Genomic DNA, 18,335 nt, shown 5'->3' with positions numbered 1-18,335 from the left:
GCGTAACGAAAAAAAGAACGAATAGTCAAAGGAGACTCTAATTTGAAGTTTTTTAAACAATTAGGTGTCAGTGATGAAACCTTAAAATCACTGGAAGATATAGGATTCGATACACCAACCCCGATCCAGGAAGAGAGCATTCCACTTGCTCTGGAAAGAAAAGACATTCTTGGACAGGCCAAAACTGGTACTGGTAAAACAGGTGCGTTTGGTATTCCTATTATAGAGAACACAGAGAAGCAGGCAGGTACACAGGTGTTGATTCTGACACCGACACGGGAATTGGCGGTTCAGGTGAGCGAGCAGCTCAAGAAATTCGCCAAATACAAAAAACTCGGTGTATCCGTCATATTTGGCGGCATGAGCATCGACCGCCAGATTAAAGATCTGAAGAAGAAGCCGGAAATCATTGTCGGTACACCAGGACGTGTGATCGACCACATCAAGCGGAGAACATTGAAGCTCGAGAGCATCAAGACGCTTGTTCTGGACGAAGCGGATGAAATGATGAACATGGGATTCATCGATGATGTCAAGTTCATCATGTCGGAGATCCCTGGGGACGACAGACAGACATTGCTGTTCTCCGCAACGATGCCGAAAGCGATCCAGGAGCTTGTAACACGCTTCATGAAGAGCCCAAGCATCGTCAAGACAATGGACCAGGGCGGTGCAAGCGATCCCCAGATCGATGAGCACTACACCATTGTAAAAGAGCTTGAGAAGCTCGAAGTCTTCACGGACTTCCTCGATGTCCATCAGCCGGAACTCTCAATCGTCTTCGGACGTACAAAGCGCCGTGTTGATGAACTGACAGGCGCACTTGTTGCCAAAGGCTACCGTGCTGAAGGGCTTCATGGCGATATTACGCAATCGAAGCGTCTGGAAGTTCTGAAGAAGTTCAGGAATAATGCACTCGATATCCTCGTGGCAACGGACGTTGCAGCGAGAGGACTGGACATCTCCGGTGTCTCCCATGTATACAACTTCGACATTCCACAGGATGCCGAAAGCTATACACACAGAATCGGACGTACAGGCCGTGCGGGCAAAGAGGGTATGGCACTCACATTCGTCAATCCTGTAGAGATGGATTATTTGAGAATGATCGAGAATGAGAAGAAGAAGACGATTTCTGCTCTCAGACCGCCTCTTAAGAAAGAAGTACAGAAATCCCGCGAGAAAGAAATTTTCGATAAGATTGAACAATGGAAATCCGAAAATACGAACACGCATACACTTGAGACGGCCGAGCGTCTGCTCGAGCAGGGCGAAGCGAAGGAAGTCGTAGCGGCTATCCTCAATGAATTCCTGTTCAGCAGAAACGAAGACAGCATCCAGCTGTCATTCGAGAAGCCTCTGACACGCAAGGGCGGACAGCGCCGTGGCAAAGGTCAAGGCGGCGGTGGCAAGAAGCCATTCCGCAAAGGACGCAGCCAAGGCGGCCAGGGCGGTCAAGGCGGACGCAACAACAAGCGCCAGGGTGGCGGCAACCGTCAGCCTCAGGGCGGCCAGAAACGCAGCCAGGGCGGCCGTACCTTCAAAGATCATATCAAGTAATGCTTCAGCATCCTCACCCCTCAGGGGCAGAGGATGCTTTTTTATTGTTAAAATGTTACGTTGGTATAATTGAACATTGTGCGCATTTACTTTAAAGTATAAGTAATACATAGGAAATCATACAGGGGGCAAATATGAAAAAAGTACATGATGATGTCGTCCACTATATGAGGGTGCGGTTCTTCTGGACATTCCTCATATGGGCATTTGCCGCTATCCTGGCAAGTGCTGCCGCCTTTTATTTTGGGCTTTCACACTGGATATACTGGAGTGCGTCCCTGTGGCTCGCCATATTGTTCATCATCGGTATCGTGATTCGTCCGCTGGTCTACTGCAGGGTAACCCGCTATAGGCTGAAGGAGGACCATATCATCGTCAGAAAAGGCTTCTTCAGGGTGTCGACGAAGATGGTACCTGTGAGGCGCGTACAGGGTGCCAAACTTTCCACAGGACCCGTTTCAAGAAAGTATGATCTCGCCCTGCTGGAAGTCAGCACCGCAAGTTCACGCCTTCTGATGCCGCCTCTCAAAAAGGATGAGGCCGCCATTCTGAAAGAAGAGGTCATCGAGCTTGTGAAGGGGGAGCATACAGATGTATAGTCCGCAGAAACTCCATCCCATCGCCTATCTCGGCAGTCTGGTGAACGGCATCAAGAATCTATGGATCCCCCTGATCATCGTCCTGTTCAACTCAAGGGAAGTCCTGATGTCCGGGGACATTTCATTGAGGTATATACTGATTGCCGGGGGAATCTTTATCCTCGCCCTCGTCCTTTTCGGAGGCATGGATTTTCTGAACAAGTACCGTACGAGGTTCTGGATTGAAGATGGCAAGTTCATCTACAAGGATGGCGTCATCACGAACCACGAGAAGGAGCTGGATATCGGACGGATCCAGTCGATCGACTTCAGCGAACCGATCTTCCACAGACTTTTTGGTGCAGTGAAGCTTGAGGTGATCACACCCGGGGAGGGCATCAAGATCGACACGATGAAAAAGTCCCAGGCGGAGTCCCTGCAGGATATATTGTACGATGAAAAATCCTATCTGGAGGAGACCGTCGAAATCGGGGCATACAGCGAGTGGCCGCGGGCAGAGGCGGAAGCGGACAGCAGGAAGGATGCAGGTTTCGACACCCTCTACCGCATGGACGGCAAGTCACTGCTGCTGATGAGCATGACGAGCGGCGCTTTGGGCACCTTCCTTGCCCTGGTCTTCGGTTTCCTCAATCTGATTGGGGCGAACTTCCTGATTGAACGCTACTTCGAATACTTTGAAGGTGCCATCAGGAATCTGGCACTGGCGATGGGCCTGGCGATAGGATTTTTCATCATCGTCGGCTACGCGATAGGGATCCTCATTCTGACGGTGAAATACTATGGATATACCCTGAAGATGAAGCATGACGACCTGGTTGTCGAATATGGCCTGCTTGAAAAGAAGCATCAGAGTGTCAATATCAACAGGGTGCAGAACATCATCATCAAGGATTCGATCATCAGGAGGATGATCGGCTACTATTCCCTTTCCGTCACGATCACGAGCGACTCGCTGGATAGCGAGGATATCGATGGTACAGTGGAGCTGCTGCCCTTCATAAAGAAGGACCGTCTGTACGGAATCGTCGACCATATCTTTCCGAACTATCATGTGGAGGTTCCAAAGAGGAAGGTGCCGTTCCGTGGCTATAGAAGGTATTTCCAGGTTGTCACATTCCTGGTCCTCGTCATCACTTCGGTGGTCCAGTATTTCTGGTTCGACTATGCATGGATTGCCGGTACGGTGCTGATAGTGGTGTTTGTGGCATCCGGCATATACAGTGCATACAACAGTGGATATGCGATAAGGGATGATGAAATCAATCTGATGACGGCCGGTTTCTTCAAACGCTCGCACTATGTCATCAAGCATGAGAAGCTGATTGAAGCGGAATGGGTGTTCAATCCTTTCCTCCACCGGGCGAAACTCGGAATCATCACACTGGTGACCGCCGCCGGCATGCTCGGTTCACGTGCCACCATCAAATTCATCGACAGGAAGGACATCGAAAGGATATGGCAATGGGCAGAAAGGGGGTATCGGGATGGAGAAGATTTCACCGAAGGCGATTAAAGTATGGCGGATCCGTGAAGGCATTGTAGCGGCAGTCGATCTGCTGATTGCGGTGACGGCACTCATCCTGTCACTCTTCGTATGGGACTGGTTTCCGTGGTGGATTTCTCTCGTCCTTTTCATCATCTTCATCTATATTGTCCTGGTGCATGTGTGGCTGCTGCCCATGCTGAAGTATAAGTATTTTCGCTTCCAGGTATCAGAGGACGAAATCAGGATCCATCAGGGGATTTTCTTCAAGGAGAAGCATGCAGTGCCCCTGTTCCGGGTGCAGAACATCGATACGACGGTCGGCCCGCTGATGAAGCGGTATGGCCTCAAGGGAGTCACTCTGAAGACTTCAGCAGAACGCATCCACATTCCGGAACTGGAATCGGATGAAGCGGATACGATACGCAATGAGATAAGAAAACTGATCAATGAGAATACGAGGCGGACAACATGATTACAGGGCTGGGAACGGATATAATTGAAATCGAGCGCATCAGGCGTGTGGAGGGTAGGGACAACAGGCTTTCGAAAAGGATCCTTTCACCCGAGGAGATGGAGCGGTACGAACAGTTTTCCAATGAAGGAAGAAGGATGGAGTACCTCGCAGGGCGTTTTGCAGTCAAGGAGGCATACAGCAAGGCTATGGGAACAGGCATCGGAGGCGCTGCTGCCTTCAGGGATATCGTCTGTCTCAGTGACACGAATGGAAGACCATATATATTGAATGACCATCATGCCCACGTATCCATCTCGCATTCCAGAGCATACGTTGTGGCCACAGTCATAATTGAAAGATAAGGAGCACGGATATGTCAGAAAAATATTATAGAGATTCCGTAGTAGAAGTCGACCTGGAGGCGGTACACCACAATTATCAGGCCATTAAAGAACTGCATCCCGATAAGATGTTCATTGCAGTAATAAAAGCGAATGCCTATGGCCTCGGCAGTACAGCAGTAGCTGAATATCTTTCGGCACGTGGCGCCGAGTTTTTTGCAGTCGCAACACTGGATGAGGCGATCGAACTGAGGATGCACGGCATCAAGGAGAAGATACTGGTGCTCGGACCGATCAACCCCGAGGACATCAACAAGGCCATCCAGCATCGTGTGGCAATCACTGCACCGAATCTCGCCTGGCTCAGGGAAGCCCAGTCGAACGTCATGGATATGGATGACAAGGAAGTATGGATCCATATCAAGGTGAACAGCGGTATGAACAGGCTGGGAACTTCCGACCCGGAAGAGATCGGTCAGATGATCGATATGATAGAAGGTTCTGAACATCTCGTATATGAAGGCATCTACAGCCATTTCAGTTCTGCAGATATCGATTCTGAGCAGAACGCCAAGGAGTATGACAGGTTCAAAGCGATCACTTCCCAAGTGCGGAAGCCGAGGTTTGTCCATATACAGAACTCTGCAGGGGCACTCCGTCTTGATGACGGCTACTGCAATGCCATCCGTGTCGGCATTTCCCTCTATGGCTACTATCCTTCGGATTATATCCGGGAGATCTCCTCCGTCGATCTCAGACCATCGGTCGCGCTCACAACTAAAGTGGTGGATGTCCATGTGCTGGAAGCGGGGGAAGGTGTAAGCTACGGGCTTGAATACGATGCTGAAGCGGGCGACAGGGTCGCTACACTGCCCATCGGCTATGCAGATGGTTTCCTGCGAGCACGTACAGGATACAGGGTGGCACTCGGTGATGGGACTTCCTGCCCAGTGATCGGTAAAGTGTGCATGGACTACATCATGACCAAAGTACCGGATACGGTACAAGCAGGAGAGAAGGTGCATGTCATCGTCCGCGACAGGTCGTCGGAGCAGTCGATGGAGTCCTACAGCAACTATGTCGATACCATTCCGTATGAGTCCCTGTGCATGCTCTCGAGGCGGCTTCCGCGCATATACGAAGGAGAAGCTGCAACCCCCGTTAATAATGAAGTTTTAAAATAAACTAGTAAAGATTATTTATAAATGTTATCATTATCATAAGTTTAACGATGTGACTGGGGAGTGGTCTGGTAATGACGAATATGACATTATTTAGCAGCATGGAGCTTTCTCTTGAACACGGATATACAGAAATGAGTGAGATTAATCTTTCGATCGCGTCCGAAAATCACGACCTAGAGTGTGAAGCGTGGCAGTGCAACGAAGATTTCCTCGTTTATAGTAAAGATGGTGAATAGATGAAAAGAGGAGAAGTATATCTTGCGGACCTATCACCAGTGCAAGGTTCAGAGCAGGGAGGCAAGCGGCCGGTAGTCATCATACAGAACAACGTCGGCAACTATCACAGCCCAACAGTGATCGTTGCCGCCATCACCGGCAGGATCAACAAGGCGAAGATACCGACGCATGTGGAAATTTCGAAAGATACATATAACCTGGACAAAGACTCGGTCATTCTTCTGGAGCAGATACGCACAGTGGACAAGAAAAGACTAAGGGAAAAGCTTACATATTTGAACGAAGATAAGATGAAGGAAGTGGACAAGGCACTGATGATCAGTCTGGATCTCATGCCGTCCAAATCCAAGAAATCCCAATCTAAATCCTGATGGACTTTTGTACGCAAAAGTCTTTTTTCAGTATGAGGTGACGAACATGACGTATATTGATAATATTGTTAGCAACTACAGAGATATCATCGAGTTGTACCTGTATGGAGAAGAGCAGGGTGACGCAATAGACCAGTGCCAGACTTTCAGTGAAGAAGTCATCGAAATGGATGCTTCTCCGGAGGAAATCGTGTCACTTCACATCGAACTGCTCGACGACATGGGCATCGATGATGCAGCACTCATGAAGAAGTCATTGGATATACTGCAGGAAGTGATCATTTCTTTCGGCTTTACATACAGGGACTACAAATCCATGATGAACAAGCTTGAAATCCATGACAAGGAGATGGATGTTGCATCCAGTCTGCAGGAAACGATGCTCAAAACCGAAATCCCCACCTTCGAAACCATGGAGCTCGGTGCCATCAGTGTGCCCGCAAGAAAAGTGAGCGGAGACTACTTCAACATCATAGACCATAGGGACGGCATGCTCAGTTTTGCTGTGGCGGACGTCATCGGCAAAGGGATACCTGCGGCGATTGCGATGAGCATGATCAAGTTCGGCATGGATTCCTACGGCTATTCCCAGCTGCCGAGTGACAGCCTGAGAAAGCTGAACCGGGTGGTCGAGAAAAACGTGAACCAGAATATGTTCGTCACGATGTTCTATGGTCTATACGACCACAATACGGATCTGCTCTATTATTCATCGGCTGGCCATGAGCCGGCACTCATCTACCGCTACGAAGAGGATGAGTTCGAAGAAATTGATGCGAAAGGTGTCGTCCTGGGTGTAAAGGAGCATGCCCGCTATGAACAGAAGGAAACCAAAATGGGACCGAGGGACATGATCATCGTCTTTACGGACGGTGTGACCGAACTCAGGAAACATGACGATACGTTCATCGACTTCGAAGATGTCAAGGACATGCTCCGTCAGGTGAAGGATTACCATCCGCAGGATATCGTCCAGTACATCTATGAATCACTTATGCGCATCCAAAACCCGCATAAGAAGGACGATTTGACTCTTTTCATATTAAAAAATAATAAAAATTGAAGAAATCATGTTTATCCCGCAAATGAGCGGGTAAAATTCAAAGGATTTATGTATACAAGTTGAATGGGAGTGTAGGCTGTTATGAACATTAATATCGATGCAACGGAGAAGGAACAGGAATATGTAGTAGTACTTGAAGGAGAACTCGATGTCTATACGGCGCCTGAACTGCAGAAGGTCCTGGAACCGATCCGCCAATCAGGGAGTCATGACATAAGAATAGATCTTACAGATGTAAGCTATATGGATTCTACGGGATTGGGAATCTTTGTCGGTACATTGAAAGATCTCAATCAGCATGATAGGGAGATGTATGTGACAGGGGTGTCCAAGAGGATTCTCAGACTGTTCGAAATCACGGGACTCAGAGATCTGATGCATATCAATGAAGCTTCGGAGGTTGAATAGAATGCCACAGCAGTATGATTATATTGAAATGAAATTTCCATCCAGTGCAGAATACGTTGGATTGATAAGATTGACACTTTCTGGCGTCCTGTCGAGAGCGGGCGCGAGTTACGATCAGATAGAAGACTCGAAGATTGCAGTATCAGAAGCGGTTACAAACGCCGTCAAGCATGCATACGGGGAAGACGAAACAGGAGAAGTGCTGATCGGCTTTGCAATCTACAGTGATAAAGTGGAAATCATCGTGGCCGATCATGGTCAGAGCTTCAACTATGAAGAAGTCAAGGAAGAGCTTGGCCCCTATTCTGAAGATGAGAACGTGAACTACTTGAGAGAAGGAGGTTTGGGACTATTCTTGATCGAAACATTAATGGATGAAGTCTATCTTAAAAAAGACCCTGGTGTCACAATCAGTATGACGAAGTTTATTAATGAAAGTCAGGTGCATTTGAATGGAGAAACAATCGTCAATCGATAGAGGGCTTACAGCTGAGGATATCAATGCACTGATTCGCAGCCATCAGGAAGATGAAGACCCGGATGCGCAGGCTCGACTCGTTGAACATTATCAGAAGCTGATCGAATCGCTTGCATACAGATATTCAAAAGGTCAGAGTCACCATGAGGATCTTGTGCAGGTGGGCATGGTCGGTCTGCTCGGTGCAATCAAACGATTTGATCCCTCCTTTGATAGAAGGTTCGAGGCATTTCTTGTACCGACTGTCGTAGGTGAAATCAAACGGTATCTGAGGGACAAGACATGGAGTGTGCATGTGCCGAGGAGAATCAAGGAAATTGGACCGAAGATCAAAAATGCCAATGACGAACTGACCAACCGGTTGGAGCGTTCACCGAAGATCAGCGAAATTGCCGAGCATCTCGAAGTCTCCGAAGAGGATGTACTCGAGGCGATGGAGATGGGACAGAGCTATAATGCACTGAGTGTAGATCATTCCATCGAAGCGGATAAAGACGGGTCCACAGTCACTCTTCTTGATGTGATGGGACAGTCGGATGACAACTATGATCTTTCAGAAAAGCGCCTCATTCTTGAAAAGGTCCTCCCGATCCTTTCCGAAAGGGAAAGAGAAATCATCCAGTTCACTTTCATGGAAGGCCTAAGCCAGAAAGAAACGGGAGAACGTGTCGGATTGAGCCAAATGCATGTCTCCAGACTGCAACGGACCGCCATTAACAAACTGCGCCAGGCAGTAAGCGAAAAAGAATAGCCGAACCGGGCCTCACCCTAAGGGTGGGGTCTTTAATGTTATAATGGATATGCCAAATTTATTATACAACAATGCAACTAGGAGAGATTAGATGAACGAAGTGCTGATTAAAGAGCTCCGGAACACTGTGGCCAAGCCGGAAAAATACATCAGGAGCGTATTGAACCTCCTTGGAGAGGGGAATACGGTCCCTTTCATTGCCCGCTATAGGAAAGAAATGACGGGTGGGATGGATGAGCAGGAGATCAAGTCCATATCCGACCGTTTTTCCTACCTGGAAAGCCTGGAAAAGCGGAAAACCGAAGTAATCAGGCGCATCGAAGAGCAGGGACTGATGACTGAGGAGCTCAGGCGGGACATCCAGAAGCAGACGGTCCTCAATAGGGTGGAAGACCTGTACAGGCCATTCAAGCAGAAGAAGAAGACACGGGCGACCGAAGCGAAAAGAAAAGGGCTCGAGGGGTTGGCCGAAAGAATCCTTGAACAGCAGGCGGATGATATCGAAGTACGGGCAGAAGGGTTCATCACCGATGAAGTGAAGACGGTCGATGAAGCCATCAGCGGTGCCCAGGACATCATTGCAGAAGAAGTTTCGGACAATCCAAAATACCGGACATATATACTGAAGGTGTTCAGGGAGACGGCAGATCTCACCACCGCTAAAAAGAAGAAGGCTGATGACCCGAATGGCGTCTTTGAAATGTATTATTCCTACAGCGAACCAATCGATAGGATTGTCCCCCACAGGGTGCTTGCGATCAACCGGGGGGAGAGCCTCGGCGTCCTTGCCGTCAAATTCGACTATGATAATGACAGGTTCAAAAGGTATGTCGGCAACCAGGTGATCAGGAAAGGTTCAGCCACCGGCAAATATATTGAGGTGGCGATAGAGGATGGCCTGAAAAGGCTCATTATTCCATCCATCGAGAGGGAAGTGCGCCAGAATCTGACGGAAGCAAGCGAGAAGCATGCGGTGCACATTTTCGAAGAAAATTTGAAGAGACTGCTTCTGCAACCACCCCTCAAAGGGCATGTCATCCTCGGTGTCGATCCGGCATTCCGAACTGGGTGCAAGCTTGCTGTAATTGATGAAGCGGGGCAGTTTCTGGACAAGGGAGTCATCTACCCACATCCGCCGCAGGAGAAAAAAGAGCAGGCCCAGAAAAAGATCATGGACATCATCAGACAGTATGGGGTCACACTTCTTGCAATCGGGAATGGCACAGCTTCCCGTGAGACTGAACTATTCATCAGTGAAATCGTCAAAGCTGAGAATCTGGATGTCCAATTCATTATCGTCAATGAAGCGGGTGCCAGTGTCTATTCCGCATCGGATGTGGCGAGGGAGGAATTCCCGGACTTCAATGTGGAGGAACGCAGTGCGGTCTCCATTGCGAGAAGGGTTCAGGATCCCCTGAGTGAACTTGTCAAAATCGATCCGAAAGCCATCGGCATCGGGCAATACCAGCATGACGTGAACCAGAAGTTCCTCAATGAATCCCTGGATTTCGTCGTTGAGACATCGGTGAACCAGGTGGGTGTCAATGTGAATACCGCCTCCCATATCCTGCTCCAGCATGTGGCAGGCCTGTCACCATCGATAAGCAGGAACATCGTGAAGTACCGGGAAGAAAACAAGGGGTTCAAAACACGCAATGAAATAAAGAAGGTGCCGCGTCTTGGTGAAAAGACATATGAGCAGTGTGTCGGTTTCCTGAGGCTTCCGGAAGGGGAGGAGCCACTTGACCGGACGCCAATACACCCGGAGCGGTATGGAGAGACATACCGGCTGCTGAATCTCATGGGAATGAAGCAGACTGATATAGGCACAAAGGAACTGGCCGAAGCGGTCCGGAAGATGAATCTGGAACAGACGGCGGAAAGACTTGGTATAGGCGTGCCCACATTGTCCGATATCATCGACAGTCTGAAAGCACCAACACGGGATATCCGTGATGGCTATGAAGTGCCTATGCTGAAATCTGATGTCCTCAAACTGGAAGACCTGAAGGAGGGAATGAAGCTTTCGGGTACCGTCCGCAATGTGACGGACTTCGGAGCGTTTGTCGATATCGGGGTGAAGCAGGATGGTCTGGTGCATATATCAAAAATGACTAACAAGTTCATCAAGCATCCGATGGAGGTCGTCAATGTCGGGGACATTGTGGATGTAACCGTACTGGATGTGGATACTAATAAAGGCAGGATATCACTGAGCATGAAATAGAAAAATCCCAATCGGTTTCATAACCGATTGGGATTTTATTTATTGATTAGTCGTTTGCTTCCATATCAACATCGTCAATATTGATGTCCATTGCATTGGCAACGCCTCTGCCGTATGCAGGGTCTGCTTTATAGCAGTTTCTGATATGACGGTGTTTTACGCGATCGGAAACACCTTGCATTTCATTTGCTGTATTCTCGAAGATGCGCTGTTTCATTTCATCTGACTGGAGATTGAAAAGTTTTCCTGGCTGCTCATAGTACTGGTCGTCATCGTCACGGAAGTTATGTTCGTAGACGAGGCCTTCCATTTCAAGCGCCGGCTGTTTTGCACTTGCGTCATCCTTATAGTGATCGAAGCTGTTCGGATAGTAGTTCGTGTGGCCACCAAGGTTGCCATCGACTCTCATTGCACCATCCCTGCTGAATGGACATACATTGGATGCCGCTTTTGGAGAATTGACCGGAATCTGGTGATGGTTGGCACCAAGACGATAGCGCTGAGTATCTCCATAGGAGAACAGGCGGCCCTGAAGCATCTTGTCAGGTGAGAAACCGATACCTGGAACGATGTTTGTTGGAGCGAATGCAGCCTGTTCAACTTCTGCGAAGTAGTTTTCAGGGTTGCGATTGAGTTCGAATTCACCAACAGGGATGAGTGGGAATTCATCCTTGTACCATACTTTCGTCAGGTCGAACGGGTTATGGTAGTGGTTCTTCGCCTGTTCTTCAGTCATGACCTGGATGTATAGCTTCCATTTAGGGAAGTTGCCTTCTTCAATTGCATTGTAGAGGTCCCTTTGGGAAGACTCGCGGTCTTTCGCAACCACTTCTTCAGCTTCGTCAGCTGTCAGGTTCTCGATGCCCTGCTCTGTTCTGAAGTGGAATTTGACCCATACACGCTCATTGTCTGCATTGACCATGCTGTATGTGTGTGAACCGAAGCCATGCATGTTTCTGTAGCCTTTAGGAATACCACGGTCTGTCATGAGAATTGTTACCTGGTGCAGTGCTTCAGGAAGCAGCGTCCAGAAGTCCCAGTTGCTTTCAGCGTTGTGCATGTTCGTCCTTGGGTCACGTTTGACAACGTGATTCAAACTTGCGAAAAGTTTAGGATCGCGGAAAAAGAATACAGGAGTGTTGTTGCCGACGAGGTCCCAGTTGCCTTCTTCAGTATAGAATTTGAGGGCGAAACCACGAATATCCCTTTCAGCGTCTGCAGCACCACGTTCACCGGCCACAGTAGAGAAGCGTGCGAACATTTCAGTCTGCTTGCCCACTTCGCTGAATATTTTTGCTTTTGTATATTTAGTGATATCATTAGTTACAGTAAACGTACCGTAAGCACCTGAACCTTTTGCGTGCATACGTCTTTCCGGGATGACCTCACGGTCGAAATGTCCCATCTGTTCAAGGAAGTAGGGATCCTGCATGACCATCGGTCCACGCGGCCCAGCTGTCATTGAATTTTCACGGTCACCTACAGGTGCACCAAATAGAGTGGTCAGACGATCACTCGGCTGATTTTCACCTTGTTCTCTAGGGTGTGTGCCGCCTCCAGTACGGGCGTCCCCAGGCATATTGCTCTTGTTTTCGAAATCCATTGATAATTCCCTCCAAGAAGTTATTTATAATCCTTGTTTAGAATGATTATAAATAAATATTAACACAATAAACTCAGAAAACAATAGAAAACCACTAGAATAATTTGAAAAAAATGTGTATGAGGTGACAAAACGCAACTGATTTTGCAAAGGAAGGCGCTTGACCTCTTATATAGAAGAAGATGGTGGGGTGATTCATGAATGACTATATATGAAGAAACACGTTCAGGCTCAGGGTGCATCAGCACACATTAATTTTTTGTAAAGAATATATTAAAAACATATTGACTTTAAAGCCATAACCCTTTATTATAAATATCGTTGCATTATTCCAATGGCCCGTTGGTCAAGTGGTTAAGACACCGCCCTTTCACGGCGGTAACACGGGTTCGAATCCCGTACGGGTCACTTTTTAAAAAAATATAGCGAAAGTATTGACTTGAGATACTGCAAAGTATATAATGGTATTTGTCGCTTAAACGAGAGAAAAAAATAAGCGAAAAAAGCTATTGACAATCAATACTGAAAAATGTATAATGAATTTTGTCGCTAAAAATATAACATGCGGTTGTGGCGGAATCGGCAGACGCGCTAGGTTGAGGGCCTAGTGGGAGTTAAATCCCGTGGAGGTTCAAGTCCTCTCAGCCGCATCATTACTTAATTAATGCAATATAACCTGCGGGTGTAGTTAAATGGCATAACCTCAGCCTTCCAAGCTGATGTTGTCGGTTCGATTCCGATCACCCGCTCCATTAACTTTTATATCAATTAAGAACATTGAAAACTGAATGACAATATGTCAACGTTAATTCCGAAAAAAACGAATGCTCCGGCATTCACTTGGGCGACAAGTAAAACCGCAACGGAGTCAGAGAACTTCCAATTATGGAGAGTTTGATCCTGGCTCAGGATGAACGCTGGCGGCGTGCCTAATACATGCAAGTCGAACGCGCGGATCAGGAGCTTGCTCCTGTGACGCGAGTGGCGGACGGGTGAGTAACACGTAGGCAACCTGCCCATCAGACCGGGATAACCACGGGAAACCGTGGCTAATACCGGATAATCCTTTTCCACACAGGTGGGGAAGTTGAAAGGCGGTCTTTTGGCTGTCACTGGTGGATGGGCCTGCGGCGCATTAGCTGGTTGGTGGGGTAATGGCCCACCAAGGCGACGATGCGTAGCCGACCTGAGAGGGTGATCGGCCACACTGGGACTGAGACACGGCCCAGACTCCTACGGGAGGCAGCAGTAGGGAATCTTCCGCAATGGACGAAAGTCTGACGGAGCAACGCCGCGTGAGTGAAGAAGGGTTTCGGCTCGTAAAACTCTGTTGTCAGGGAAGAACGCCGACGGGAGTAACTGCCCGTCGGGTGACGGTACCTGACCAGAAAGCCACGGCTAACTACGTGCCAGCAGCCGCGGTAATACGTAGGTGGCAAGCGTTATCCGGAATTATTGGGCGTAAAGCGCGCGTAGGCGGTTCGTTAAGTCTGATGTGAAAGCCCCCGGCTCAACCGGGGAGGGTCATTGGAAACTGGCGGACTTGAGTGCAGAAGAGGAGAGTGGAATTCCATGTGTAGCGGTGAAATGCGCAGAGATATGGAGGAACACCAGTGGCGAAGGCGGCTCTCTGGTCTGCAACTGACGCTGAGGTGCGAAAGCGTGGGGATCAAACAGGATTAGATACCCTGGTAGTCCACGCCGTAAACGATGAGTGCTAAGTGTTAGGGGGTTTCCGCCCCTTAGTGCTGCAGCTAACGCATTAAGCACTCCGCCTGGGGAGTACGGCCGCAAGGTTGAAACTCAAAGGAATTGACGGGGACCCGCACAAGCGGTGGAGCATGTGGTTTAATTCGAAGCAACGCGAAGAACCTTACCAAATCTTGACATCCTCTGACCACCCTGGAGACAGGGCTTCCCTTCGGGGCAGAGTGACAGGTGGTGCATGGTTGTCGTCAGCTCGTGTCGTGAGATGTTGGGTTAAGTCCCGCAACGAGCGCAACCCTTATTACTAGTTGCCAGCATTCAGTTGGGCACTCTAGTGAGACTGCCGGTGACAAACCGGAGGAAGGTGGGGATGACGTCAAATCATCATGCCCCTTATGATTTGGGCTACACACGTGCTACAATGGACAGGTTACAAAGGGCAGCCAGACCGCGAGGTTGAGCGAATCCCATAAAACTGTTCTCAGTTCGGATTGGAGTCTGCAACTCGACTCCATGAAGCTGGAATCGCTAGTAATCGTGGATCAGAATGCCACGGTGAATACGTTCCCGGGTCTTGTACACACCGCCCGTCACACCACGAAAGTCGGTAACACCTGAAGCCGGTGGGCCAACCCTTTGGGGGGGCAGCCGTCGAAGGTGGGACCGATGATTGGGGTGAAGTCGTAACAAGGTAGCCGTATCGGAAGGTGCGGCTGGATCACCTCCTTTCTAAGGATATTACAGGAGACATCTGCTCCGGCAGATGTAGCGGAACCGTTGACATATTGTATTCAGTTTTGAATGGTCTTATTTGGCTATTCTCCATGTACATTGAAAACCGTATAGAAACAATGCGAAAAATGATTTTTAACCGAAAATCTAGCGTAGAAAACCGAGAACCGAAAGAGTTCAAAAAAACACGCGTTGTGTCAGCTTCGGCTGGCACACTCACAATTTCATTGCGATTAAGTAATGAAGGGCGCACGGTGGATGCCTTGGCACCAAGAGCCGATGAAGGACGGAACCAACACCGATATGCTCTGGGGAGCTGTAAGTAAGCGTTGAACCAGAGATTTCCGAATGGGGGAACCCCGCACGTTAGTGCGACTGTCCGGTGAATACATAGCCGGACAGAGGTAGACCCGGGGAACTGAAACATCTTAGTACCCGGAGGAAGAGAAAGAAAAATCGATTCCCTGAGTAGCGGCGAGCGAAACGGGAAGAGCCCAAACCAGCTTCGGCTGGGGTTGTAGGACACCGATGATACTGCGCATCGCGAGCAGAACGGTCTGGAAAGGCCGGCCATAGGGGGTAACAGTCCCGTATGCGTAGCGATGCAAGGTTGCGGTGGATCCTGAGTACGGCGGAACACGAGGAATTCCGTCGGAATCCGGGAGGACCATCTCCCAAGGCTAAATACTCCTTGGTGACCGATAGTGAACCAGTACCGTGAGGGAAAGGTGAAAAGCACCCCGGAAGGGGAGTGAAATAGAACCTGAAACCGTGTGCTTACAAGTAGTCAGAGCCCGTTTATGGGTGATGGCGTGCCTTTTGTAGAATGAACCGGCGAGTTGCGATTTCATGCAAGGTTAAGCAGAGGATGCGGAGCCGCAGCGAAAGCGAGTCTGAATAGGGCGTTTAGTATGGGGTTGCAGACCCGAAACCAGGTGATCTACCCATGTCCAGGCTGAAGTCCAGGTAACACTGGATGGAGGGCCGAACCGACTTACGTTGAAAAGTGACCGGATGAGGTGTGGGTAGCGGAGAAATTCCAATCGAACCTGGAGATAGCTGGTTCTCTCCGAAATATATTTAGGTATAGCCTCGTGTTAGCATCGTGGAGGTAGAGCACTGTTTGGACGAGGGGCCCATCCCGGGTTACCGAATTCAGACAAACTCCGAATGCCACAGATGTGATGCACGGGAGTCAGACAGCGGGTGATAAGGTCCGTTGTCGAGAGGGAAACAGCCCAGACCACCAGTTAAGGTCCCAAAATATATGTTGAGTGGAAAAGGATGTGGCGTTGCACAGACAACTAGGATGTTGGCTTAGAAGCAGCCATCATTTAAAGAGTGCGTAATAGCTCACTAGTCAAGTGACGCTGCGCCGAAAATGTACCGGGGCTAAACATATTACCGAAACTGTGGATCAATTATATTGATGGTAGGAGAGCGTTCCAATGGCAGGGAAGCATGACCGTGAGGACATGTGGAGCGATTGGAAGTGAGAATGCCGGTGTGAGTAGCGAAAGACGGGTGGGAATCCCGTCCACCGAATGACTAAGGTTTCCAGAGGAAGGCTCGTCCGCTCTGGGTTAGTCGGGACCTAAGCCGAGGCGGAAACGCGTAGGCGATGGACAACAGGCAGAAATTCCTGTACCGGTGATATGTGTTTGAGTGAAGTGGTGACGCAGGAGGAGAAGCAGAGCGTGCGGAAGGAAGAGCACGTCCAAGCATCGAGTCGGCAGGGTAGGCAAATCCGCCCTGTGCCAACGACGAGGTGTGACGGGGAGCCGAAATCTAGTAGGCGAAGCTGTGGATTCACACTGCCAAGAAAAGCTGCTGGCGAATATATCACTGCCCGTACCGCAAACCGACACAGGTAGTTGGGAAGAGAATTCTAAGGTGAGCGAGCGAACTCTCGTTAAGGAACTCGGCAAAATGACCCCGTAACTTCGGGAGAAGGGGTGCTCATGGAGACATGAGCCGCAGTGAATAGGCCCAAGCGACTGTTTATCAAAAACACAGGTCTCTGCCAAACCGAAAGGTGACGTATAGGGGCTGACGCCTGCCCGGTGCTGGAAGGTTAAGAGGAGCGCTCAGCGTAAGCGAAGGTGCGAATCGAAGCCCCAGTAAACGGCGGCCGTAACTATAACGGTCCTAAGGTAGCGAAATTCCTTGTCAGGTAAGTTCTGACCCGCACGAAAGGCGTAACGATTTGGGCACTGTCTCAACGAGAGGCTCGGTGAAATCATAGTACCTGTGAAGATGCAGGTTACCCGCGACAGGACGGAAAGACCCCGTGGAGCTTTACTGTAGCCTGATATTGAATCTTGACCTCACCTGTACAGGATAGGTGGGAGCCGATGAAGTGTGGACGCCAGTCTACATGGAGGCACTGGTGGGATACCACCCTGGTGATGTTGAGATTCTAACCCGCGCCCGTGATCCGGGCGGGAGACAGTGTCAGGTGGACAGTTTGACTGGGGCGGTCGCCTCCCAAAGAGTAACGGAGGCGCTCAAAGGTTCCCTCAGAATGGTTGGAAATCATTCATAGAGTGTAAAGGTATAAGGGAGCTTGACTGCGAGACATACAGGTCGAGCAGGGTCGAAAGACGGACTTAGTGATCCGGTGGTTCCGCATGGAAGGGCCATCGCTCAACGGATAAAAGCTACCCCGGGGATAACAGGCTTATCTCCCCCAAGAGTTCACATCGACGGGGAGGTTTGGCACCTCGATGTCGGCTCATCGCATCCTGGGGCTGTAGTCGGTCCCAAGGGTTGGGCTGTTCGCCCATTAAAGCGGTACGCGAGCTGGGTTCAGAACGTCGTGAGACAGTTCGGTCCCTATCCGTCGTGGGCGTTGGAAATTTGAGAGGCGCTGTCCTTAGTACGAGAGGACCGGGATGGACATACCACTGGTGGACCAGTTGTCGTGCCAACGGCATCGCTGGGTAGCTATGTATGGCCGGGATAAGTGCTGAAAGCATCTAAGCATGAAGCCCCCCTCGAGATGAGATTTCCCCATTAGATCCCTCAGAGATGATGAGGTGGATAGGTTCGGCGTGTAAGTGTGGCGACACATTCAGCGGACGAATACTAATCGATCGATGACTTATTCAATTAATGAAAACCGTGTTGGTTTT

At 49.4% G+C, this 18,335-nt stretch carries 13 protein-coding genes, 3 tRNA genes and 2 rRNA genes; 17 read left to right on the top strand and 1 reads right to left on the bottom strand.

The genetic code is table 11. The annotated features are described in order from the left end of the window. Positions 1-42 precede the first annotated feature (42 nt). The 12 genes from RQP18_RS10675 to RQP18_RS10620 all read left to right on the top strand — a co-directional run bounded on the left by RQP18_RS10675 (position 43) and on the right by RQP18_RS10620 (position 11,159). A complete protein-coding gene (locus RQP18_RS10675) occupies positions 43-1,560 on the top strand; it encodes a DEAD/DEAH box helicase (protein WP_342387666.1) in 1,518 nt (505 codons plus the stop codon). Between the two features lie 134 nt (positions 1,561-1,694). Beyond that, complete coding sequence (locus RQP18_RS10670) at positions 1,695-2,159, top strand: PH domain-containing protein (RefSeq protein WP_342387665.1); 465 nt, start codon at positions 1,695-1,697, stop codon at positions 2,157-2,159. Beyond that, positions 2,152-3,672: a PH domain-containing protein gene (locus RQP18_RS10665; RefSeq protein WP_342387664.1), complete on the top strand. Its 1,521-nt coding sequence runs from the start codon at positions 2,152-2,154 to the stop codon at positions 3,670-3,672. The genes RQP18_RS10670 and RQP18_RS10665 overlap by 8 nt, the downstream gene beginning before the upstream one ends. After that, on the top strand, positions 3,644-4,117 hold the full coding sequence (locus RQP18_RS10660) for a PH domain-containing protein (RefSeq protein WP_342387663.1): 474 nt from the start codon (positions 3,644-3,646) through the stop codon (positions 4,115-4,117). Before RQP18_RS10665 ends, RQP18_RS10660 begins: the two co-directional genes overlap by 29 nt. After that, positions 4,114-4,461: a holo-ACP synthase gene (gene acpS / locus RQP18_RS10655; RefSeq protein WP_342387662.1), complete on the top strand. Its 348-nt coding sequence runs from the start codon at positions 4,114-4,116 to the stop codon at positions 4,459-4,461. Before RQP18_RS10660 ends, acpS begins: the two co-directional genes overlap by 4 nt. 11 nt (positions 4,462-4,472) lie before the next feature. Next, positions 4,473-5,624: an alanine racemase gene (alr, locus tag RQP18_RS10650; protein WP_342387661.1), complete on the top strand. Its 1,152-nt coding sequence runs from the start codon at positions 4,473-4,475 to the stop codon at positions 5,622-5,624. A gap of 236 nt (positions 5,625-5,860) precedes the next feature. Then, complete coding sequence (locus RQP18_RS10645; RefSeq protein WP_031545193.1) at positions 5,861-6,232, top strand: type II toxin-antitoxin system PemK/MazF family toxin; 372 nt, start codon at positions 5,861-5,863, stop codon at positions 6,230-6,232. Between the two features lie 55 nt (positions 6,233-6,287). Further along, positions 6,288-7,295 carry a PP2C family protein-serine/threonine phosphatase gene (locus tag RQP18_RS10640; RefSeq protein WP_373446169.1) on the top strand — a complete coding sequence of 336 codons (1,008 nt, stop codon included), beginning with the start codon at positions 6,288-6,290 and terminating at the stop codon, positions 7,293-7,295. Positions 7,296-7,376: 81 nt separating this feature from the next. After that, positions 7,377-7,703 carry an anti-sigma factor antagonist gene (locus RQP18_RS10635; RefSeq protein ID WP_040105922.1) on the top strand — a complete coding sequence of 109 codons (327 nt, stop codon included), beginning with the start codon at positions 7,377-7,379 and terminating at the stop codon, positions 7,701-7,703. Between the two features lies 1 nt (position 7,704). Further along, on the top strand, positions 7,705-8,181 hold the full coding sequence (gene rsbW / locus RQP18_RS10630) for an anti-sigma B factor RsbW (RefSeq protein ID WP_342387659.1): 477 nt from the start codon (positions 7,705-7,707) through the stop codon (positions 8,179-8,181). Then, positions 8,156-8,932, top strand: a complete 777-nt coding sequence (gene sigB / locus RQP18_RS10625) for an RNA polymerase sigma factor SigB (RefSeq protein ID WP_040105920.1) — start codon at positions 8,156-8,158, stop codon at positions 8,930-8,932. Before rsbW ends, sigB begins: the two co-directional genes overlap by 26 nt. A 91-nt stretch (positions 8,933-9,023) precedes the next feature. Next, positions 9,024-11,159 (top strand): Tex family protein, encoded by a 2,136-nt coding sequence (locus tag RQP18_RS10620; protein WP_342387658.1) that lies wholly within the window; start codon positions 9,024-9,026, stop codon positions 11,157-11,159. 46 nt (positions 11,160-11,205) lie between these two features. Here RQP18_RS10620 and RQP18_RS10615 read toward each other — a convergent pair whose 3' ends face one another. Then, positions 11,206-12,762, bottom strand: coding sequence for a catalase (locus tag RQP18_RS10615; protein WP_373446063.1), 1,557 nt, complete (start codon positions 12,760-12,762; stop codon positions 11,206-11,208). 336 nt (positions 12,763-13,098) lie between these two features. Here RQP18_RS10615 and RQP18_RS10610 point away from each other — a divergent pair. The 5 genes from RQP18_RS10610 (at position 13,099) to RQP18_RS10590 (ending at position 18,312) form a co-directional block, all read left to right on the top strand. Further along, positions 13,099-13,170 (top strand) — tRNA-Glu (locus RQP18_RS10610). Positions 13,171-13,326: 156 nt separating this feature from the next. After that, positions 13,327-13,412: transfer RNA gene (locus RQP18_RS10605), tRNA-Leu, on the top strand. A 28-nt stretch (positions 13,413-13,440) separates the two neighbouring features. Next, a tRNA-Gly gene (locus RQP18_RS10600) sits at positions 13,441-13,514 on the top strand. A gap of 130 nt (positions 13,515-13,644) precedes the next feature. Next, positions 13,645-15,198: ribosomal RNA gene (locus RQP18_RS10595) — 16S ribosomal RNA — on the top strand. Between the two features lie 234 nt (positions 15,199-15,432). Then, positions 15,433-18,312: ribosomal RNA gene (locus tag RQP18_RS10590) — 23S ribosomal RNA — on the top strand. Together the 16S and 23S rRNA genes with 3 tRNA genes alongside form the textbook arrangement of a ribosomal RNA operon. Positions 18,313-18,335 lie beyond the last annotated feature (23 nt).

This window comes from Salinicoccus sp. Bachu38 (assembly GCF_038561955.2).
GTDB lineage: Bacteria > Bacillota > Bacilli > Staphylococcales > Salinicoccaceae > Salinicoccus > Salinicoccus bachuensis.
This window is presented reverse-complemented; position numbering and strand designations above follow the sequence as displayed.